The following is a 20,759-nucleotide window of genomic DNA, read 5'->3' as shown; positions in this document are numbered from 1 at the left end:
TGTTTTATTTATATTGTCCATTGAGCAATACGCCAATTTAGCGCAATAAAAATAACTAAAGGTATATGCAATGAATAAGCGAGTAAGTGCATCCAATTCAAATCAGGAAAAAGTCTCCCGTCGGGATTTCTTCCGTGTAGCTTCTACTTATGGTCTGAGTTCTACTATGCTGGCGGCTTCTGCGTTGGGAAGTTTTTCACTTTCTCAGCTTGCGCAGGCTGCAGACGATAATTCGAAGAAACGCTACAAAAAAGCAGCTAAACATACCCTTACTTTCGGGGCGTCTGGCTTTAACGAAAATAACTTATTGATAGAGCGTGCTGGTTGCATCGACTTTCTGAAAGATGTGGAAGACCGGACTGATGGTGAGATCCGCGTAGAGTTTGTTGGCGATAATCAGATTTGTGGTCAGTTAAACTGTGTAAAGAAAACCCAGCAGGGCATTATTGATATGTTCACTGCATCCACCCAGAATTCAGCAGGTGGTGCACCTTATCTTAACGTTCTTGATTACGCCTATATGTTCCCAACCCGGGCGTCTCAGTATCATTTCCTGTATCACCCTGATAGCCAGAAACTGCTGCGTGATCCTCTGCGTACCCGTCATGGTCTGCAATTCCTGTTTTCTCATTGTGAGCTGCGCGGTTTACAGATGGGTCTTGGTTGGGAAGATAAGCCTCTTATTACCAGCATTGATCAGCTTCGCGGTACAAAGAACCGTGTAACCGGTACTCAGTTGGGTCGAATTGCGATGCAGCTATTGGAACTTAATCCGGTACCTATCGCCTGGTCTGAAACGCTGGATGGTCTGAAACAGGGTCTGATTGATGGTGCGGAAACATGGGCTGGAGCAGTGGGCTATGCAAATATGTCTCCTGTGGTTTCTCAGTCTGTCGATTTACGTTTTTTCTGCGGTACTGAAGCAACCATGATGGATGCTGCACTGTTTGATAGCTTCAGTGGTGAGCTACAAGACGCAGTAATGGAGTCTGCATACCTGACACAGGTTAAGATTCAGGCTGCACAGGAAGCGGCACTGGTAAATACTGTTGGTGCAACGACGCCATCACTACCAGGCACGTTATTTGATCAGCACAATGTTCGTGTAGCGGCTTTGTCCGATGAAGAACGTGCGAAAGCAGAGCGTATCTGTGCGCCGGAGTTTAACCCAGAGCCTTGGGAGAAGTGGCGTAATCGTCTGGATAAGTGGTCAGGTGGACACGATACTTACAGCTCGATTCATAAAATCGCACGTGAAATTCCACGCGATATGTTGGCTGAGAACGTTGAGCCGCGTCGCTGGTGGAAGTCTGCATAAGGTAAAACTAAAAAAGCTAACTATGCTGTCATGATCAAGCCCCGGCAGTCAGGCTGTCGGGGCTGTTTTTGTTAGCGTGTTTTAAGTTCATCAGCGCTTTTTCCCTGCATTGGTGAACAGTATTATATTGGGTGGAGGGCCTGGCTATGTCTCTGGGTTCGATGCTGCGTTACGCAGAACGAAATATCGAAAAATCAATAATCCTTGTGTCCTACACCTCGATGGCGGGCATTATCTTTGTGGAAGTTATCCGACGCTTTTTCTTTAATGAACAGGCGCCCTGGAGTACCACAATTCCTATTTACCTTTTTCTCTGGCTTACATGGATGGGTGCGTCATATAACACCTTACGACGTTCGCATTTGCGCTTTACTGAAGTTCGGGAACGTATGCCTTATCAGGGGCAATTCTTGTGCCTGATCCTGGACGCGGTTTGCTGGTTCGTAATGGGTGCTATTGTAATTTATTACTCTGTTGAGCAAGTCTATATCTCTTACGATAACTTCGCGATTGTGCAGGGCACTGATGATGTCATGCAGTGGTGGTTTTATATGGCAACACCGCTGGCATGGGGTCTGATTCTTATCCGGGTGGCGCAAAATTTACGGCAGGACATTGATGATTTCAGAAATGGCCGGTCTCTGACAACCCAAGCCCCGTTGTTTGATTGAGGAGAATCTGATGGATGGTTTATTGATTACTTTGATCAGTCTTGGGGTGACGGCGTTATTTATAATCGGCGTACCTATCTTTCTGGTCATCTCTTTGTGGGTGGTTGGTGTCAGCCTGGTGATTGATTTTACACTGGCGAATGTTGGTGTGACTTTGAACGAAGGCTTAAGCTTTTACGGCTTATTAGCGTTACCGTTATTTATTCTTACCGGTGACCTCATAAATGCCGCCGGCATTGCGAAACGGCTATCTGATTTCGCTTATGAGTGCTTAGGCTGGTTACGTGGCGGTTTAGGTATGGCGTCTTTAGGTGCATGTGGTATGTTTGCGGCGATTTCCGGATCGAACTCGGCAACCACTGCGACAATCGGCGGCATTATGCATCCGGAAATGACCAAAGGTAACTATGAAACTAAGTTTGCTGCAGCAACGATTGCGGCAGGCGGTACCGTGGGAATTATCATTCCGCCGAGTATTATCTTCATTGTTTACGGCTTTATGATGAATTTGCCAATTGGCGATTTATTCATGGCTGGTTTGATTCCGGGCATATTGATGGTAATCGCCATGCAGTTAGTGTGTTACTGGATATGTAAGAAAAATGGTTGGGGTAACTTGCAGCCATTTAAGATCAAACGTGCGGCCAAGGCAGGTATGAAAGCCTGGTTAGGTTTCCTGGCGATCGGTATCGTACTGTGGGGGATTTATTCAGGGGCATTTTCACCGACAGAAGCTGCAGGTATGACCACGGGATTCTGTTTGTTGGCAGGGGTACTGGTTACCCGTGAAATCAAGTTTTCGGCGTTGCCCGCTATTTTGATGCGCTCTGGTCAGATTACCGGCATGCTGGCGCCATTGATTGCTATATCTGTAGTTATGCAGCAGGTACTGTCTTTATTAGGTGCGAAAGAGTTTCTGACTGAGGTGATTTACCAACTTGGTGGATACTATCCGATTTTGTTTGCCTGTCTGTTAATTGTTTTGCTGGCAGGTACGGTACTGGAAAGCTTGCCGAATACTATTATTCTGGCACCTATTCTGGCTCCGATTGCAGCTTCAATCGGTGTAGATCCAATCCACTTTGCGGTGCTGTTTCTAATCGGTGATGCTATCGGTTTCATAACGCCGCCATATGGTCTGAACTTATATGTTGCCAGTAGTATGACCGGTATACCGTATTTACAGTTAGTACGTTCAACGTTGCCATATCTGTATGCTTTGCTGGCAACCTGGGTGCTGGTTGCCTTCGTACCAAGTCTCAGCTTATGGATGCTAAGCTTTTAGGTGGAGTGCCTTTTAGTTAAGTGAGTATGTATCAGGCGCCTGTGAAGGCGCCTTTTTTGTGTCTAAATGTTAGATTTTTATCTGCAAAAATAAATAGTTTTTAAAAATTGAAAATTGATTTTATTCAATAGATATATTCGCTGAGGTATTAAATATATTTATTCGTAAGAAATTCATCTAATGCAATATAAATAGCGGCCTGTTCAGGGCTGACATTGCTGACAAGGATATTGGCCTGAAGATTATCGCCGCTGCTGCGTGTCTGACTGTTGTCATGGCGGAAGTTATCCAGCACGCCATCAATATAGGCAGGAACCGTTGCCATTGGGCCAGCCAGTAATATTGTTTCAGGCTGTAGTAAAGTATCGACGACATCAATCGTCTGGCTGAGCATCTGGCCAGCATGATAGAAGGCATCGGTGGCTGCCTTGTCGCCACTGACCGAAGCATTTTTTAATTGCATCAGTGTATCGGCAGCACGGCGTCCACTGGTAAGGTCAGGCTCGCCGGTGAGCTTATTAAGCACCGCAATGCCGGCAGCTACTTCATCAAGTAACAGCGCTGAGTCTGCATTATCTGCCTGGTGCAAACGAAGTTTGCCTATCAGGCCGGCGGAAAAGCGTACCCCGCGACGTAACTGGTTATCCAGTAGCAAGCTGGCGCCCATACGTAACGATGCGTTAAGCATTACCACGTTGCGCTGTCCTTTAGTTATACCAAAGCGAGTTTCTGCCAGATTAAGGGCGTTAGGCACAGTTTCAACGCAAATAGGTATACCTAGCTGCTCAGACATCATAGGTGCGATATCCATTTCCCCCCAGTCCATCGTGCTGGAGAACAGTAGTCGCCCGGAATTTGGTTCTACTGCACCACCAATTGCAACGCCACCACCTATCAGTTTTTGTTTATTGATGCCGGACTCAGTAATCATTTGCTGTGCGGTTTTGATAACTTTGCTGAGAACTTCATCAGGATTATCTACACATTCCAGTGCTAGCTGTTTGCGGGCGATGATGTTGTTATCCAAACCTGACAGACTGACCCATTGGGCAAAGGCATTAATACTTATGCCGAGAACATAAGCGCCAGTTGGATTGAGGTTCAGTTCAATCAGGCGGCGGCCGGATCGGTTTTGTGGAATTGAAGCGCTACTTTCAACAACCAGCCCTGCATTAATAAGATCGCGGGTTATACGTGAAACAGAGGCTCCCGTTAACGCAGTGCGTTCGGCGATTTCTGTCCGTGCGATTGGGGCGTTATAGAGAATTTCAGCTAATACGCTGCGGCGGTTTGCGCGACCTAGATCAGCACGTGAACGTTGCTGTTCGCTGGGCATGAGTGGCTCCAATTTGGAAAATAATTATTGCTTACAGGAAGTAATTTATAAGAATAATTTTTTTACTTTTTGATTTCAAAGAATCACTTAGGGTCTGGTAAAGAGTTAGATGCTTACAAATAAGTAGATAAGGCTTAAATAGGTGATGTTAGATTGCCTGGAACAAAAAAACGCAGCTTCTGGCTGCGTTTTTTTATGTTGGAAGCTATTACTTCATTTCTTCAATCTGGCGGCGCAGATCGTCGATTTTGGAAGTCATGACTTTTTCCAGATGATCCAGATCTGCAATCATACGCTGCTTAGGATCCATCTTGCTGTCTTTCTCACGGGTGGCATTAAGCTGCTTCAATTCATCGATTGCATGCATCAGCTCTGGATTAATGCTTTCCATCTGATCGAAAGCCTTAGAGTTACGGGCTTCGATTGGCAGGTAATTACGTCCACGCATGAAAGAAAACTTTTTACTGCGGGACAGTAAAGAACCTTTTGGACGCTTGTAGTAGATCTTGAGTACATCTACTTCGCCCTGATGTTGTACCGTGTACTTATCAATATTTTCGACTGAGGTAATGCCCATCTTAGTCAGGGTAGGATTCTTAGACATTATTGCGTGTTCTCATTTAGGGGTTATCATCGCTTGGATAACCGGGCTCAAAAAATAGTGTTATTCATCTGTGCCTTACAGTAACAATATTCTCATTACTACCGCAATGGCTACTTCAATCAGTATAGATGAGGCTGTGTCGATACGGTGCACTCAGGCCGCAGTCGACGAACCAGTGCTGCGGTCTTCTTTTGAAAGTCCGTTACGCTGGTAAATCATGGATTACATGTTTCTTATTATTTGAGCTGAGACAGTGGCGGGAAGCTTTATTCAGGTAGCTGAACGTGTTTCTTTAGGACTGTATCAGGTATGTCGTCCGAACTTGTGTATCTGGGGGAACTTGCTGCAGAATTTACTGCTATTTAGCAGTTATTCTGTGGAGACACACAAATCCTGCCGGACGATGGTGGGCATTTTATGCTCATACCTTAGTAGGGCTTAGGGCCAGTGTTTTGTTTAAAATGGCACCAGAAACAGGGCTGTTATCCGGTGCCGGGAAAGGCATGAACAAATAGCGGTTAGCGTGAACGGCGACCGTGTTTGGCAATCATCTGGAGGATCTCTTTAAAGACCCCGTTTTCTAAGCGTTCAGGTAATTCCAGCGCCAGATTGTGACGATAATAAGTACTCAGATCCAGGCCAAAGCCCAGGGCGTAGAGTTCTATATCACCTCGAGTTTCCAGCATACCGGCCACCTGTTGCAGATGATTATCAAGATAATCTTCCGGATTGTTCTGGTTAGTGGCAGTTTCCATAGGGCAACCGTCAGACAGAACAATCAGAATGCGACGTTCTTCTGAACGGGCAGACATCCGCTCTGCAGCCCAGAGGAGTGCTTCCCCATCAATGCCTTCACGGAAAAGGCTAGGCTTGAGCATTGCCGCAATATCAAGACGTGCGCGTTTCGTTGGTGTATCCGCATCTTTATAAACAATGTGCTCCAACTCGGTAAGACGGCCAGGGTTGGCTGGTTTACCGCGGCGTTGCCATTGCTTATAAGTTTTGCCACCTTGCCAGGCGCGGGTAGTGAAGCCCAGAATCTCAGTGCTGGCGCCAGCCTGCTCAAGTGCACGACACATGATTTCCATCAGCGTGGCAATGGAAGCGATGTGGGTTTTCATTGAGCCGGAGTTGTCCATCAGGAATGTCACCAGGCAATTACTTTTTGGCTGGTAGCGCTCGCGGCGGAAAATTTGGCGGTATTCGGGTGAGGTAACAAGTCGGGTCAGACGCTTGGCGTCAAGGTGACCTGATTCTTCACCAAAATTCCAGCCATCCAGTTCCGGTGCGGATAAGATGGCCGCCAGATCCCGTGCCAACCGGGGGACGTTAACGCCCTGGCCTTTGATACGCAGATCCAGTTCTTCGCGGTGTTGCTGGCGCTGATCTTCAGAGACTAGCTTGCTGGCATGAATGACCCGGTCATTTTCACTGGAATAAACAGTGTATTTTTCCAGCTGCTTCATCAGCTCCCGGTAATCGGTAGCTGTTACCTGCGGGCCATTAACGCCCATAGTGCCTTCCAGGCCAGCATCGGGATAAAGAATAAGACCGAAGCTGTTGACCAGTTCTTCCATATCTTCATCTGACTTATCGTCATCGTCCGATTCATCACCTTTGTAGGCTTCAACCAGCTCATCAACAACCGAAATAATTCCCAACGCCTGTACCGCATAAGCGGCCTGGTCGTGGCTTAATTTACGGACGTTGATCATGTACTTGCCGGTGTGAGGTGCCAGCATCATGCGTTGTGGCTCAATCAGTTCTTCAGTGATTTCCATCACGTGATTGAGTGTCAGACGACTCCAAAACATCTGGCCGATGGTATACACCAGCAAACCGATATGGCTTTCAGTCAGGCCGGAAGAATGAAACTGGAAGCACCATTGTTCAAAGCGGTGCCGCAAGTTGCCTTTCATGCCTGGATAGCAATCGGGTACCAATGACTCAACACGCAACTGTTCCATTAACTCAAACAACAGCTGACCAACAGCCGTTTGTGGCATCAGGGAACGGTGCAAGTCTATGTCGCTGAGCTTAAGACGCAGCGCTATGCCGTCAGCAGCTCCGCGAAACGAACGAAAGTCGTCGCTGTTCAGATCCGGTTGTAAATGCGGCGCGCGAATACCTGAGGGCTTACCGCCAATCTCCGGGCGGCGGCCACGGAAGCGAAACTGCGGCTCGCCGGCAGCGGCGCGGACAATTGCACCACAGATTTCTTCAACTTGCTGTTGAAGTTTCTCAATACGTGGTGCGTTATCTTTTTCTTCTTCTCTGCCTAAGGTAGAGAGTTCCAGATTAGTGTTGGCCATCTGCCATTACCTCAGCAGCCTGATGGGCCCAGGATTCAGAAAGCTCCTGATCAAAACAGCGCTGGAAGAATTCTGCGATCATTGGCTTTTCAGCTTCATCGCACTTATTCAGGAACGACAAACGGAAAGCGATAGCAGGGTTGCTAAAGATTTCGATGTTTTCAGCCCAGGAAATAACAGTACGAGGAGACATCAGCGTAGAAATATCGCCGGCTGCAAAGCTTTGACGGGTCAGATCTGCAACCGCAATCATAGACTGAACCAGTTGCTTGCCTTTCTCATCGTTGAAGCTTGGTAAGCGTGCCTGAATGATTTTAACTTCATCTTCAGTTGGCAGGTAATTCAGCGTAGTAACAATGTTCCAGCGGTCCATCTGTGCCTGGTTAATCATCTGAGTACCGTGATATAGACCCGTGCTGTTACCCAGACCTACAGTGTTTGCAGTTGCAAACAGACGGAAGTGGCTGTGTGGGTGGATAACTTCATTCTGATCCAGCAGAGTGAATTTACCGTCACGTTCCAGAATACGCTGAATTACGAACATAACGTCCGGACGACCTGCATCGAACTCATCAAAGATCAGTGCGGTAGGGCGACGCAGAGCCCAGGGGACGATACCTTCCTGGAATTCAGTAATCTGCTTGCCGTCACGCAGTACGATAGTGTCTTTACCAACCAGGTCCAGACGGCTTATGTGGCCATCCAGATTAATACGTACACAAGGCCAGTTAAGGCGGGCAGCAACCTGCTCGATGTGAGTGGATTTACCGGTACCGTGCAGGCCCTGAACCATAACGCGACGGTCACGGCTGAAGCCGGCAAGGATAGCCAGAGTAACTTCTGGATTAAACTGGTAGGCAGTGTCGATTTCCGGGACGTGATCATCACGCTCACTGAAAGCCGGGACTTTAAGGTTAGTGTCGATGCCGAAAACATCGCGTACTGAAATCATGATATCCGGTTGTTGTACTTTAATATCGGACATATTCCTACCTGTTAAATGTTGGTGTTAAACGTGCTGCCAGGCGCTTGTCGGCAAAATACGGCACATAAAACGATTGATTAAGTGGCGCAGATTGTCTCCCGAAAGATAGAACTGTAAACATCAGGGCAGACAAATTACGCCGATTATGGATGTAGTTTACTGTAGGCGTAAAGGATGGGCCTGTGCCAGATTTTACCTTTGCATATGGCCAACAGTTCTATATGCGCTAAGGGGTAGGCCGAAAGGTTATGACCATGATGGAATAGCAGGGGGGGATAGAGGTGGCAGGTGAATACCGTTGATCCACCTGCGCAGGTATAGAGAGTAGAAATAGGCAACAGTGCCAGGAAAAGACTCAGAAAGTACTGATGACCAGGCTAGCGCCAATAATAATCAGCAGAAAGAATGCCAGACGGCGCATGTTTGGAGTGCTCAGAGGTGGTGGGTAACGCTTACCAACCCAGGTAAAGAACATAACAACCGGAATGCAAAGTACAGAATACACCAGCATGTCCCAGGTAAGGCCACCCTGCAGGCCAACTATTCCAGTACGGGCAACGGAGCTGGTGAGAAAAATTGTCATCAGGCATAAACGGATGGTCAGCAGTTCAAATGGCTGACGGTAGAACAGATACACCAAAGGTGGTCCAGCCATGCTGAAGAGCCCTGCGAGAAAACCAGCGGTTGCCCCTGAGGCTGTGAACGCCAGATCCGGGGATGGCTTTTCCAGTGGCTGAGGTTTCAACATGATCATCAGGCCGCCGAGAATAATTGTCACGCCTAAGAGTAATTGCAGCAGTTCGCTAAAATCTTCACTCATGTAATCTAACAGTACCAGGCCAGCAATGACGCCGGGCAGGATGCCTGCGGATGTCAGCATGACTTTGCGCCAGTCGACCGCACTGAAGTTACCTTTAAGTGCAAACAGACCGTTAATCAGGGTAACGGCACTGATGACCACTGCCGTAAAGGCTATCGGCACCAGGTTAATAGCCGTGACGGTGCCCATTACGATCATTCCCAGCGCAAAGCCGGTGACTGTCTGTACGTATGTTGCGAAAGCAATGATGCCGGTAAAAACCAGCAGTGTTATGAGGTCCATCGGATACCTGTAGATTATTCCAATAAGCTGGAGCGACCACTGTCGTGTTGTTATTGGAATCAGGTCGCGGGAAAAACGGAGCGCAATCATACGCGGTATTAATGGCTGAAAACAGTCCTGTAATGATTTTTTGTTGTGTGCTGAAAATGCTCTTTCGGGAAAAATGGTCTCATAAGTTTTGTTTCAAAGCTGTTGCTTCTACTGTTTCAGGATGTAGCTGTAAGCGTCAGATTATTTAAAAAGATATTAAAATTCAGTAAGTAAGGCTTGATCGTTTGTTTTTATTAAACCTTATGTATAAAAGGTTTAAATATTATTAATAGTCCAAACAGTTATAAGATAGAACGGCGTATAACAGGGATAGGTATTACCGTTAAAGCAGGTCGTTATTTGGTATTTAAAATATTAGCAGCGACCTGATAGGTAACCCGGAATACAACGAAAATAAAGTACCTGAAGCAGGTGCTGGCTTTTTAGTGGTGTTTTCAAAGCTTTGTAATAAGCTTATATCTTTGTGTTTTAACTGGTTAGGGGTGAGGCCCTGCCAACTTCAGGTTACCAGCCTTGGTCCCATAAGCGATTTATGACTGGCCTTTGCCTGAATGCTGTGCAATTCCTAGCATGTTTGGCAGCATCGAGGTTTTTAACTTTTTGATTGGGCAGGTAGTGCCGGTTAAGAAAGCAGCCTTAAGCCAAACGAATAAAAATTCACATGAAGTGAATAACACCTGGGTCGGAATAATCGGCTCAACGTAACGGTGGATAATAAATATGACAAGCCAAGCCAGTAAGATACCGGTCGCATCGGGTCTGCCAGAGTTTGAAGACCGCTCGAATCAAGAGACCAAGTACACTACCTGTTACATGTGTGCCTGTCGTTGCGGCATCAAAGTAACAGTTGAAGATAACAAGGTCCGTTTCATACAGGGTAACCCGAATCACCCGATCAATAAGGGTGTGTTGTGCGCGAAAGGCAACTCCGGGATTATGAAACAGTATTCACCAGCGAAGTTGAGCTCACCTTTGTTGCGAAAGCCTGGTACCGAACGTGGTGCTGGCGAGTTCGAAGAAATCTCCTGGGAACAGGCACTGGATATTATGGAGAAGCGTCTTTCTCATATCCGTGCAACTGACCCTCGTAAACTTGCTTACTTTACCGGCCGTGACCAAATGCAGGCACTGACGGGTATGTGGGCAAGCCAGTTTGGTACATACAACTGGGCGGCTCACGGTGGTTTCTGCTCCGTGAACATGGCTGCCGGTGGTTTGTACACTATGGGTCACGCCTTCTGGGAGTTTGGTGATCCGGACTGGGATAACACCAAATACTTCATGATGTGGGGCGTGGCGGAAGACCACAGCTCTAACCCAATTAAACTGGGTTTGAAGAAGCTTAAAGAACGCGGTGCTAAGTTTGTTGCAGTTAACCCTGTACGTACCGGTTACCAGGCGATTGCTGACGAGTGGGTTGCAATCCGTCCGGGTACCGATGCAGTACTAGCTCTGTCTATGGTTCATGTCCTGCTGAAAAACCAGCTGGTCGACGATGAATTCCTGATCCGTTACACCAACTCTGCACAGCTGGTTGTTCATACGCCGGGTGAAATGGGCGATGGTCTGTTCTACCGCGGTGAAGGCGTTAAGAATATGACCGGTGAACCACAGGTGTGGGATCTGGTTAAAGAAGAATTCGTTGATGCAAACCAGGCGGAGATTAACCCGGCACTGTTTGGCGAATTCACTGCTCCGGATGGTCGTCAGTTGCGTACCGCAATGAGCATCATGCTGGACAAGTACCTTGATGAACAGTACGCCCCTGAAAACGCTGCTAAAGAATGTGGTGTTGCGGCGGAAGACATCGAGCGTATGGCGCTGGAAATGGCCCACGTTGCCTTCAAAGAAACTATCACTATTGATGTAGAGTGGACAGACTGGGCGGGTCGTAAGCAAGACAAGTTCATTGGTCGTCCGGTATCTATGCATGCAATGCGTGGTATCTCTGCACACTCGAACGGTTTCCAGACTTGCCGTGCAATTCACTTGCTGCAAGTTCTGCTGGGTACGGTTGACTGCCCGGGTGGTCACCTGGCTAAGCCGCCATTCCCTAAGCACATTCCGCCAGGCATCAAGCCAGCGAAAGAATGCGCGCCTAACACTCCGCTTAAGTCACCACCACTGGGTTTCCCTACTTGCCCTGAAGATCTGGCGATCGACGAAAACGGTAACCCGCTGCGTATCGATAAGGCATACAGCTGGGATGCTCCGGTTTCCTGTCACGGTCTGATGCACATGGTGATCAGCAACGCTGTTAAAGGCGACCCGTACAAGATTGATACGCTGATGCTGTTCATGGCGAACATGGCCTGGAACTCCAGTATGAACACGGCTCAGACCATGGACATGCTGACAGCGAAAGAAGACAACGGCGAATATAAGATCCCGTACATCATTTGTTCAGATGCGTTTAACTCTGAAATGGTGGCGTACTCTGATCTGGTACTGCCGGATACTACTTACCTGGAACGTTACGATACTATTTCGATGCTGGACCGTCCGATCTCTGAGCCACACGCTGCTTGTGACTCGGTACGTATTCCGGTTGTTAAGCCTGACCGGAACGTAATGTCCTGGCAGGAAGTGATGGTCGAAATGGCCGGCCGCTTAGGTTTCCCAGCATTCACTAAAGATGGTGGCGAGCGTAAGTATTCTTCTTACAAAGACTTCATTGTTAACTTCGAAAAAGAGCCTGGTATCGGCTTCCTGGCCGGTTACCGTGGTAAGGACGGCGATAAGTCCCTGCGCGGTGAGCCAAATCCACGTCAGTGGGAAGCGTACGAAGAGAACGAAGGTTTCTTCGAAATGGAGCTGGCGCCAAATCAGCGCTACATGCGTCACGCTAACCTGGACTACCTGACACTGGCTAAAGAAGCTGCCTGGGTAGGTTCTACTAAGCAGATCGTGATTGAACTGTACTCTGAGAAGATTCAGTCTTTCCGTCTGGCAGGTCAGGGCTTGTACGATGGCCCAATGCCAACTGAAGAGCATCACAAAGAGCGCTTAGTTAAGTACTTCGATCCGCTGCCAACTTACTACGTACCTCTGGAAGAGCAGCGTATTGATCGCGAAGAGTACCCGTACCACGCGGTTAACCAGCGTCCAATGTTCATGTATCACAGCTGGGATAGCCAGAACGCCTGGTTACGTCAGATCATGTCGCAGAACTATCTGTTCATGAACCGTGTTGCTGCAGAACGTGACGGCATTGAAGATCTGTCCTGGGTGTGGGTTGAATCACACAACGGCAAGATCCGTGTTCAGGTTAAACTGATGGAAGGTACTAACGAACAGACTGTCTGGACCTGGAACGCGATTGCTAAGCGTGGTGGTGCATGGGGTCTGTCCGACGATTCGAATGAAGCAACTGATGCTTTCCTGATGAATCATCTTATCTCTGAATTACTGCCTGCGAAGGGCGATCAGAACGACCGCGTTACCAACTCTGATCCGGTTACCGGTCAGGCTGCATGGTACGACCTGCGCGTTAAGATCACCCCGGCTGCACCTGGTGAAACCGGTGCATGGCCAAGCTTTGGTGCCCTGAAGCCACAGCCTAATGCTGATGCTTCACCGGACATGCTGAGCTATACGTCGCATAAGAACGTTAATCTGGAACGCCCGATGTCAGACATTCTGACCCGTGGCGAGAAGTAACTGCAGACGGAGAATAAGAAGATGAAATTAGGTCTAGTAGTTGATCTGGATACCTGCGTAGGTTGTCACGGTTGTGCGACTGCGTGTAAGCAATGGAATACTTCAGGCACCATTGGTCCGCTGGCGGATAAAGATCCGTACGGTCGTGATCCGAACGGCGCCTGGCTGAACCGTATTCGTACCTACGAAGTAGGTGACAGCCCGAACAGTAAGACCGTTAACATGCCGATGTCATGCATGCACTGTGATGACGCAGCCTGTGTAACGGTTTGTCCGACTGGCGCATCTTACAAGCGTAGCGAAGACGGTATCGTTCTGGTTGACCAGGATAAGTGCATGGGTTGTAACCTGTGTTCCTGGGCGTGCCCTTACGGTGCCCGTGAGCTGGATCCAAACGAAGGTACGATGAAAAAATGTACTTTATGTGTGGACCGTATTTATGACGAGCAGTTACCAGAAGATGAGCGTAAGCCAGCCTGTGTACTGACCTGTCCTACTAAGTCACGGGTATTTGGTGATTTTGACGATCCAAACTCAGAAGTTAGCCAACTGGTACGTGACCGTGCCGGTAAAGCGCTGATGCCTGAGCTGGGTTACAACCCGGTTAATACTTACCTGCCACCGCGTAACAAGCCGGTAGTGGAACAGTACCAGCCTTCTCTGAAGGCCACTGTTAAAGGTTGGGTTAACAAGGTTATCTCTCGTTAATCTGAGAGACGTCAATAGTTCCGGTGCATATCTGATTTGACGGATAAGGCACCGGAAAGAACAATAACAGTTTGCCCGGTATATGCTGATTTACCGAGGCAAGCCGGTCAGTTTACTTAAACTGGCCAAAACGGAGACACGAATATGCATCCGGCTTTTTCCGTACTTGTATTTACCGTGATGTCGGGCGCCGGCTACGGCCTGATTACCCTGATGGTAATCGGACACCTTAGCGGCCTGTCACAACTGCAGGACACTGCTGTACTGTTAACTGCAGGTATCCTGTCTTTTGCAATGATTTCTGGCGGTCTGCTGTCATCAACATTGCACCTGGCTAACCCTAAGAATGCATGGCGTGCATTCAGCCGTTTCAAAACCTCATGGTTGTCCCGTGAAGCGGTATTCGCCGTTCTGCTGTATCCATTTATGCTGGCGTATCTTGGTGCTATCTGGATGGACATGAGTGGTGCTCTTGTATCTGCGGCAGCTATCCTGACAGCGGCGTTGGCTATGATTACGCTGTTCTGTACCAGTATGATTTATGCGAGCCTGAAAACGATTCGCCAGTGGAACTCTTCTCTGACGCCGGTTAACTATATTGCGTTGGGTCTGATGTCCGGTGCGGTATTACTGGCAACTGTTCAGACAGTGATTGCCGGTGATCTGGACGGCGTACTGCAGCAGGTTGCATTGGCACTGGTTGTGTTGGGTGCGGTTTGTAAAGTGATCTACTTTTTCTGGATCGGTAAGCCTGCTGGCAGCACGATTAACACTGCGACCGGTTTTACCCAGGCGAGTGTACGTTTGCTGGATCAGGGTCACACTTCTAACAGCTTCCTGAATGATGAGTTCGGCTATACAGTAGCGGCTAACAAGCTGGTACGTCTGCGTTTGCTGATGCTGGCGGTGGCTTTTGTAGTGCCTTTCCTGTTGCTGCTGTGTGCTAACTCAGTATTACTGGTGGTTGCTGCTGCTTCTACAATTGGCGGACTGCTGGTTGAACGTTGGTTGTTCTTCGCAGAAGCGCGTCACGTAGTACGTCTGTTCCATGGTGATCAGCGGGTGTAATTACACCCGGTTGAATGCCCTTTAAAAAATCCAGAGTCGGCCCTGCCACTCTGGATTTTTTGTCTCTGGCAGACGTATCCGCTGCTAAGTGCGCAGTATCTGTCAGCCTGTTTTGCTTCGTTTGGCCGCAATAACTATTAATCCAAGGCCAGAGTCATGTCCGGAGGAATTGAACATGAATTTCGCAACCCGTAACCCGTATAACAATCAACTGATCGAAGAGTTTTCCTTTCTGTCTGATGCAGAGCTGGAGAGCCGTCTGGTCGAATCACGCGAGGCCGCATTACACTGGCGTAATACCAGCTTTGTTGAGCGTGCAGCCCTGGTGCTGGCGATAGCTGGCAAGCTGACTGAACGTCGTCAGGCAATCGCAGAAACCATGACCCTGGAAATGGGTAAGTTGCTGAGTGAAGCACTGGGCGAAGTCGATAAGTGTATTGGTGCCTGTGAGTATTACGCAGAGCATGCAGAAATAATGCTGCAGGATGATCTGATTACGACGGCAGCAAGCCGCAGTCTGGTGAGCTATGAGCCACTGGGCACGGTATTGGCGATCATGCCGTGGAATTTCCCGTTGTGGCAGGTGTTCCGTTGCATGATTCCGAATCTGATGGCGGGTAATGCAGTATTGCTTAAACATGCGCCAAATGTGCCACGCAGTGCTAAGGCAATTGAACAGCTGGTGATTGATGCCGGCGCACCTGAAGGTTTATTTGCGGACCTGACTATTTCAGTTGATCAGGCAGCACAGGTAATTGCTGATCATCGGGTACATGGTGTGGCCTTTACTGGCAGTGAAATGGCGGGACGTCAGATAGGCGCATTAGCGGGTCAGCATCTGAAGAAAGCAGTGCTGGAGCTGGGTGGATCGGATCCACTGATTATTCTTGATGATGCGGACCTGGAAGCGGCAATGGATGTTGCCATGCGGGCACGTTTTGCTAATGCAGGTCAGATCTGTATAGCTGCTAAGCGTTTCCTGGTGGTGTCCAGCCGGATGGCTGAATTCACTGAAATGATGGTAGAACGGACTCGTGCGTTAAAGGCAGGGGATCCAATGCTGGCGGATACTACGCTGGCACCAATGGCGCGTCTGGATTTACGTGACAAAGTACATCAGCAGTTAAAGGCAACCGTAGCTGATGGTGCGACGCTGCTGACTGGTGGTGAAGTATTACCGGGCGAAGGGTATTTCTATGCGCCTTCAGTACTGACTGACGTTGAGTTGGGCATGACGGCGTTTAACGAAGAAATTTTTGGGCCAGTTGCCGCGATTATTTCTGTTCGTGATGAGGCTGATGCCATTGCTCAGGCAAATGCTACGCGCTTTGGTCTGGGTGCAAGTATCTGGACTCAGGATGTAGCTAAGGGAGAGCAGGTTGCCCGTTGCCTGGATGTCGGTGCTGCTTTTGTTAATGCTCAGGTAGCCAGTGATGTACGTGTACCTTTCGGTGGCACTAAGGCATCCGGTTTGGGACGCGAGTTGGGTGTTAGTGGCATTCGGGAATTCTGTAATGCTAAGAGCATGTGGGTTGCCTGATAGCAGTTCAGCAGCTGAGTGTTACTGAATCCTCTTTATAAGATGTTGAATAATGGTCGCAATAGCGACCATTTTTCCTTATTTTAGAAGCTGTTCGCGTATTTAAGCCGATAGTTGGCTCCAGAGAGAAGCCTGCATTGGTTCTAGGGATATTACTGGCTCACCGGTATATTCTTACGTATAGTCAGCTGCTGCATTTAGCAGGTTATAATAAAAGTGTTCAGCGTTTTAATCTAAAGTGTATTACACGCGGAACACCGTTTTCAGATGTATCAGGAGTTATCATGTCCACTAAGACAGTTCAGATTGAATTAGCAGCAGAAACCTTAGAATTGTTTACCCGTTACCAGAAATACACTGGTACTACGACTGAGTTTTATATTACTCAGCTGGTTGAGAAAACCCTGCCAACCGTTAAGGCAATGGTTGAAGCGATGGATGAAGCCAGTGAGAACCCAGATGCTAATCTGGATGTGATGGAAATTTTTGGCCGTAAAATGGCAGCCGCTTCAATGGAGCAGCGCGACGAAGAACAGGCTAACCCGATTAAGGTTAACTAAGCTTTACCCGTTTCATAGTGATCTCACGTTTGGGCCGCATTTATGCGGCTTTTTTTTTGCCTGTTCTTTAGTATTTTTAATGACACAGGACAAAAAATATCTTCAGATTTTTTCCTTACTATCCGTATGGATATAGATTAACCCGATAATTGGTTATAAAATGCCCACCGGCTGACGCGCCTGAATTGCAGTTCTGTAATCATGCATATATCCAAGCTGCTAAATCATGCCCTGTATGACGTCCTGTCATCTCGAATCAGGTTTAGGTAATGACTGAGTTTTTTTATCAGAGCACTGTGTCCGTACAGCTGCTCTTTTTCTGATTGTATTGATTTGAGTAACTCCCGGAGACTCCATGAAAAATAGTCTTTTCCCTTTTTTGGTGTGGCTGAAATGCTTAACATTTCAAGATGTTAAAGCTGACTTTATAGCAGGTATCACAGGGGCGATTATTGTTCTGCCACAAGGTGTGGCGTTCGCTACTATTGCAGGTTTACCGCCTGAATATGGCTTATATACAGCGATGGTAACGCCAATCATTGCGGCATTATTTGGCTCTTCAAAGCATTTAATATCTGGTCCGACGACGGCTATATCTATTGTCGTGTTTGCTGCGGTCAGTGGTCATGCACAGCCGGGGAGCCCTGAATTTATCTCAATGGCACTGACGCTGACATTGCTCGCAGGTATTTTCCAGCTGGCATTTGGTCTGGCCCGTTTAGGCAAACTGGTGGATTTTGTATCTCATACGGTAGTTATAGGCTTTACCGCCGGAGCTGCGATTCTTATTGCCACCAGCCAGGTTAAGCACATTACCGGTATTCCCGCAGAGAAGGGCCTGTCCTTTTCTGAAAGCTGGATGGTAATGCTGGGGCATTTAGATCAGCTTAACTGGGCGATTTTCTGTGTCGGTATGCTGACGCTATTAATGGCGGTTGGCATCAAGCGTTATATCCCTAAAGTTCCAAACTTACTGGTTGCTATGGTCTTTGGCAGTCTTGTAGCGCTGGCATTTGGTGACGGTTATGGAATTCTGCTAGTGGGTGCGATTCCTACCAGTTTACCGCCAGTATCACTTCCGGACCTGTCGCTGGATACCATTCGTGTATTAGCACCAGAGGCTTTCGCAATTGCATTGTTGGGGCTAATTGAAGCGGTATCTATTAGTCGTGCAATCGCCATCAAATCTCAGCAACGTATTTATCCTAACCAGGAGTTTCTCGGTCAGGGGCTTTCTAATATCGTTGGCAGTTTCTTTTCCTGTTATGCGGGATCAGGATCTTTTACCCGCTCAGGTGTGAACTATTCCGCGGGTGCTAAATCACCGCTGTCAGCTATATTTGCTGCAATTCTACTGATGCTTATCGTGTTACTAGTAGCACCCCTGACTGCGTATTTGCCGGTAGCGGCAATGGGCGGCGTGATTATGATGGTGGCTTATAATCTGGTGGATTTTCACCATATAAAGAAGATTATTGCTGCCAGCAGGCCAGAAGCATCGGTACTCTGTATAACTTTTGTATCTACCTTATTTCTGGAACTTGAGTTCGCTATTTATCTGGGGGTTTTATTATCTTTGGTGCTCTTCCTGGCGAAGACTTCCACTCCAGAAATTACCGAGATGTCACTAAATACAGATCAGCGCCGCTTTGTTGAGGCGTGCAGTGGCAAAGGTGAGCAGTGCCCACAGCTCAAAGTGTTGCGGGTAGAGATGTCGATTTATTTTGGATCCGTCAATCATATCCAAAACCGCATTGAGCAAATCGCAGCTCAGCAGGGCGTGGAACGAATCCTGATAATTTGTCTGGGGATTAACTTTATAGATATGAGCGGTGTTGATCTGCTGGTATCTCTGGATGGAAAATTACGGGCAAAAGGTGGTGGCTTGTATTTCTTTGGCATGAAGCCAGGGGTAATGGAAAATGCCGCTAAATTAGGTTTGGTTGAAGATATTGGTGAAGACCGTTTCTTTGCTAATAAGTCTGCCGCGATCAGCAGTATTTTTCCGGAGCTGAATCAAACCACTTGCGAAAATTGTCAGCAGCATGTTTTCCGCGAATGTGAAAAGTTTAAGCAACCTCTGATTGCCACTGTCTGATCTGATTATGTATCTAAAAAAGCCTGTTATTAAACAGGCTTTTTTGTAGCTGTATTTTGTGTTGTTAATTCACTGTTTGTAACAACATGTACAGGAATTAACCGCCGCCACTGTTCATCCATTCCAGCGTGGCTGTACGGCTTTCATCAGTGACTGCTTTTACTACCGGATTTGCGAATGCAACTTCACGCCAGATACGCATATTGGGTCCCAGTTTTAGTTCACGACCAAACATTGGTAGCAGGATATCAGCCAGCTCAATGGTGGCTGGGAAGGCACAGTCGGCGTAACCGATGGTTTCATCGACCATGAAAGGCTGTGCGGTAAATAACTCATCCAGCTTTTCAAGACGTTCTTCAAATTTATCCAGGTGTGCATCCAGCTCTGCCTGTACCCGTGTAGCCGGATCACAATGTGCAAAGGTGCGGCGCAAATGAGGTTCCAGCCATAAGTCGTGGTAACGGGCGAGAAAGCGGTGTCGGGCTCTCTTCAGATTATCCTCTGTTAGCAGGCTATACGCCGGATACGCATCTTCCAGATACTCCATGATCACATCTGATTCAGAAAAATATTCTTCACCAACCCGTAACGCAGGAATTGTTCCCAGGGATACCAATTGCATATATTCAGCTGTGCTGTATCCGCCTGGTGGGGGTGAGATGGTGCAGTCGATATTTTTCAGGCCCAATGCGATCCGCACTTTTGCGCTATAGGTGCTAACAGGGAGGGAAAAAAGTTCCATGGCTAAACCTTTCTGGTAGTTATTGTGCGACCGAATGTGGCGTCATTATTGTTTGGGTATAGAGTGCGCCAGCGGCAATCATTCGGACTCTACCGGAAATATCTGAAAGGTATATGAACGAATTATTCTATGGCTGTAGCTGAAGGTTATTAAAAAGATATTTCTTATTCTATTCGCGCCTTTTCTTACTGTGTCTACAGTGAATTTACTGATCTGGATCAGTTCAGATTTAGCCTGATTTTCAAACCTCCTCTAACTTGATGGATGTCAATACACCTCGGAAGGTGCCTCTTTAAACTTTCACCTGTGACAAATCGTCGCAGCGACAAATCGTCACAGGTAAAGGTAAGGAGATACCGTCATGTTTGTTCCGTTCAAAGATCTGGCTCTGGCGAGCTGTACCGTTTTACTCTGGGCTGCAGCACTAACTGCTCAGGCTGAAGAACACAAAATGATGCATAAGCAGGTTGCCAGTGCGCAAAGTATGGCTGAGGTGGTAAGCACTTCGGGTGTTGTGAAGGGTGTTCTGGCGGAAACTAATCAACTTAAAGTTCAGCACCAGCGTATTCCTGAATGGGATATGCGTCAGATGCAGATGAAATTTAATCTGGCTCCTGGCTTGCAGGCTACAGATTTTCAGGAAGGCCAGGAGATTCGTTTTCGTCTACAGCAACAGAACATGATGACGTTCACTATTACCGATGTTGCTGATCAGTAGC

The 20,759-nt window shown here is 47.8% G+C and carries 16 protein-coding genes; 10 read left to right on the top strand and 6 right to left on the bottom strand.

The features are described from left to right. The first annotated feature begins 70 nt into the window (after positions 1–70). From OCU49_RS16305 to OCU49_RS16295, 3 genes are all read left to right on the top strand, one after another. Positions 71–1,318, top strand: a complete 1,248-nt coding sequence (locus OCU49_RS16305; protein WP_261841613.1) for a TRAP transporter substrate-binding protein — start codon at positions 71–73, stop codon at positions 1,316–1,318. A gap of 146 nt (positions 1,319–1,464) precedes the next feature. Next, positions 1,465–1,989 carry a TRAP transporter small permease gene (locus OCU49_RS16300; RefSeq protein WP_261841612.1) on the top strand — a complete coding sequence of 175 codons (525 nt, stop codon included), beginning with the start codon at positions 1,465–1,467 and terminating at the stop codon, positions 1,987–1,989. Positions 1,990–1,999: 10 nt separating this feature from the next. Then, positions 2,000–3,274 carry a TRAP transporter large permease gene (locus OCU49_RS16295; RefSeq protein ID WP_261841611.1) on the top strand — a complete coding sequence of 425 codons (1,275 nt, stop codon included), beginning with the start codon at positions 2,000–2,002 and terminating at the stop codon, positions 3,272–3,274. A 148-nt stretch (positions 3,275–3,422) separates the two neighbouring features. On the opposite strand, the gene OCU49_RS16290 is transcribed toward OCU49_RS16295, so the two are convergent. The 5 genes from OCU49_RS16290 to OCU49_RS16270 all read right to left on the bottom strand — a co-directional run bounded on the left by OCU49_RS16290 (position 3,423) and on the right by OCU49_RS16270 (position 9,613). Continuing rightward, positions 3,423–4,610, bottom strand: a complete 1,188-nt coding sequence (locus OCU49_RS16290) for an ROK family transcriptional regulator (RefSeq protein WP_261841610.1) — start codon at positions 4,608–4,610, stop codon at positions 3,423–3,425. Between the two features lie 208 nt (positions 4,611–4,818). Then, on the bottom strand, positions 4,819–5,214 hold the full coding sequence (locus tag OCU49_RS16285) for a DUF3461 family protein (RefSeq protein WP_261841609.1): 396 nt from the start codon (positions 5,212–5,214) through the stop codon (positions 4,819–4,821). 518 nt (positions 5,215–5,732) lie between these two features. Beyond that, positions 5,733–7,526, bottom strand: a complete 1,794-nt coding sequence (locus OCU49_RS16280) for a cobaltochelatase CobT-related protein (RefSeq protein WP_261841608.1) — start codon at positions 7,524–7,526, stop codon at positions 5,733–5,735. Continuing rightward, a complete protein-coding gene (locus OCU49_RS16275; protein ID WP_261841607.1) occupies positions 7,513–8,511 on the bottom strand; it encodes an AAA family ATPase in 999 nt (332 codons plus the stop codon). Before OCU49_RS16275 ends, OCU49_RS16280 begins: the two co-directional genes overlap by 14 nt. 355 nt (positions 8,512–8,866) lie before the next feature. Continuing rightward, positions 8,867–9,613: a sulfite exporter TauE/SafE family protein gene (locus OCU49_RS16270; RefSeq protein ID WP_261841606.1), complete on the bottom strand. Its 747-nt coding sequence runs from the start codon at positions 9,611–9,613 to the stop codon at positions 8,867–8,869. A gap of 771 nt (positions 9,614–10,384) precedes the next feature. On the opposite strand from OCU49_RS16270, the gene OCU49_RS16265 reads away from it, so the two are divergent. From OCU49_RS16265 to OCU49_RS16240, 6 genes are all read left to right on the top strand, one after another. Then, complete coding sequence (locus OCU49_RS16265; protein WP_261841605.1) at positions 10,385–13,324, top strand: molybdopterin oxidoreductase family protein; 2,940 nt, start codon at positions 10,385–10,387, stop codon at positions 13,322–13,324. 21 nt (positions 13,325–13,345) lie between these two features. Beyond that, complete coding sequence (locus tag OCU49_RS16260) at positions 13,346–14,032, top strand: 4Fe-4S dicluster domain-containing protein (protein ID WP_272885299.1); 687 nt, start codon at positions 13,346–13,348, stop codon at positions 14,030–14,032. A 144-nt stretch (positions 14,033–14,176) separates the two neighbouring features. Then, the gene (locus OCU49_RS16255) at positions 14,177–15,100 is read left to right on the top strand and encodes a dimethyl sulfoxide reductase anchor subunit family protein (protein ID WP_261841604.1); all 924 of its coding nucleotides are present in this window, start codon (positions 14,177–14,179) and stop codon (positions 15,098–15,100) included. 175 nt (positions 15,101–15,275) lie between these two features. Next, the gene (locus OCU49_RS16250; protein ID WP_261841603.1) at positions 15,276–16,640 is read left to right on the top strand and encodes an NAD-dependent succinate-semialdehyde dehydrogenase; all 1,365 of its coding nucleotides are present in this window, start codon (positions 15,276–15,278) and stop codon (positions 16,638–16,640) included. 284 nt (positions 16,641–16,924) lie between these two features. After that, positions 16,925–17,200 (top strand): hypothetical protein, encoded by a 276-nt coding sequence (locus tag OCU49_RS16245; RefSeq protein WP_261841602.1) that lies wholly within the window; start codon positions 16,925–16,927, stop codon positions 17,198–17,200. Between the two features lie 355 nt (positions 17,201–17,555). Next, positions 17,556–19,298 (top strand): SulP family inorganic anion transporter, encoded by a 1,743-nt coding sequence (locus OCU49_RS16240; protein ID WP_261841601.1) that lies wholly within the window; start codon positions 17,556–17,558, stop codon positions 19,296–19,298. Between the two features lie 97 nt (positions 19,299–19,395). On the opposite strand, the gene OCU49_RS16235 is transcribed toward OCU49_RS16240, so the two are convergent. Continuing rightward, positions 19,396–20,040: a glutathione S-transferase family protein gene (locus OCU49_RS16235; protein WP_261841600.1), complete on the bottom strand. Its 645-nt coding sequence runs from the start codon at positions 20,038–20,040 to the stop codon at positions 19,396–19,398. A 361-nt stretch (positions 20,041–20,401) separates the two neighbouring features. Here OCU49_RS16235 and OCU49_RS16230 point away from each other — a divergent pair, with 361 nt between their 5' ends. Continuing rightward, positions 20,402–20,758, top strand: coding sequence for a copper-binding protein (locus tag OCU49_RS16230; protein WP_261841599.1), 357 nt, complete (start codon positions 20,402–20,404; stop codon positions 20,756–20,758). The last annotated feature ends 1 nt before the right edge of the window (position 20,759 follow it).

This window comes from Aliamphritea ceti, assembly GCF_024347215.1.
Lineage (GTDB): Bacteria > Pseudomonadota > Gammaproteobacteria > Pseudomonadales > Balneatricaceae > Amphritea > Amphritea ceti.
The sequence above is the reverse complement of the archived record's forward strand: the minus strand, read 5'-3'. Positions and strand labels throughout refer to the sequence as shown.

What these genes read in the sequence shown, in the direction of transcription:
- OCU49_RS16240 (WP_261841601.1), top strand. Translation starts at nt 17,556, where the DNA reads ATGAAAAATAGTCTTTTCCCTTTTTTGGTGTGGCTGAAATGCTTAACA.
- OCU49_RS16295 (WP_261841611.1), top strand. Translation starts at nt 2,000, where the DNA reads ATGGATGGTTTATTGATTACTTTGATCAGTCTTGGGGTGACGGCGTTA.
- OCU49_RS16300 (WP_261841612.1), top strand. Translation starts at nt 1,465, where the DNA reads ATGTCTCTGGGTTCGATGCTGCGTTACGCAGAACGAAATATCGAAAAA.
- OCU49_RS16285 (WP_261841609.1), bottom strand. Translation starts at nt 5,214, where the DNA reads ATGTCTAAGAATCCTACCCTGACTAAGATGGGCATTACCTCAGTCGAA.
- OCU49_RS16290 (WP_261841610.1), bottom strand. Translation starts at nt 4,610, where the DNA reads ATGCCCAGCGAACAGCAACGTTCACGTGCTGATCTAGGTCGCGCAAAC.
- OCU49_RS16265 (WP_261841605.1), top strand. Translation starts at nt 10,385, where the DNA reads ATGACAAGCCAAGCCAGTAAGATACCGGTCGCATCGGGTCTGCCAGAG.
- OCU49_RS16270 (WP_261841606.1), bottom strand. Translation starts at nt 9,613, where the DNA reads ATGGACCTCATAACACTGCTGGTTTTTACCGGCATCATTGCTTTCGCA.
- OCU49_RS16280 (WP_261841608.1), bottom strand. Translation starts at nt 7,526, where the DNA reads ATGGCCAACACTAATCTGGAACTCTCTACCTTAGGCAGAGAAGAAGAA.
- OCU49_RS16230 (WP_261841599.1), top strand. Translation starts at nt 20,402, where the DNA reads ATGTTTGTTCCGTTCAAAGATCTGGCTCTGGCGAGCTGTACCGTTTTA.
- OCU49_RS16255 (WP_261841604.1), top strand. Translation starts at nt 14,177, where the DNA reads ATGCATCCGGCTTTTTCCGTACTTGTATTTACCGTGATGTCGGGCGCC.
- OCU49_RS16260 (WP_272885299.1), top strand. Translation starts at nt 13,346, where the DNA reads ATGAAATTAGGTCTAGTAGTTGATCTGGATACCTGCGTAGGTTGTCAC.
- OCU49_RS16235 (WP_261841600.1), bottom strand. Translation starts at nt 20,040, where the DNA reads ATGGAACTTTTTTCCCTCCCTGTTAGCACCTATAGCGCAAAAGTGCGG.
- OCU49_RS16250 (WP_261841603.1), top strand. Translation starts at nt 15,276, where the DNA reads ATGAATTTCGCAACCCGTAACCCGTATAACAATCAACTGATCGAAGAG.
- OCU49_RS16275 (WP_261841607.1), bottom strand. Translation starts at nt 8,511, where the DNA reads ATGTCCGATATTAAAGTACAACAACCGGATATCATGATTTCAGTACGC.
- OCU49_RS16305 (WP_261841613.1), top strand. Translation starts at nt 71, where the DNA reads ATGAATAAGCGAGTAAGTGCATCCAATTCAAATCAGGAAAAAGTCTCC.
- OCU49_RS16245 (WP_261841602.1), top strand. Translation starts at nt 16,925, where the DNA reads ATGTCCACTAAGACAGTTCAGATTGAATTAGCAGCAGAAACCTTAGAA.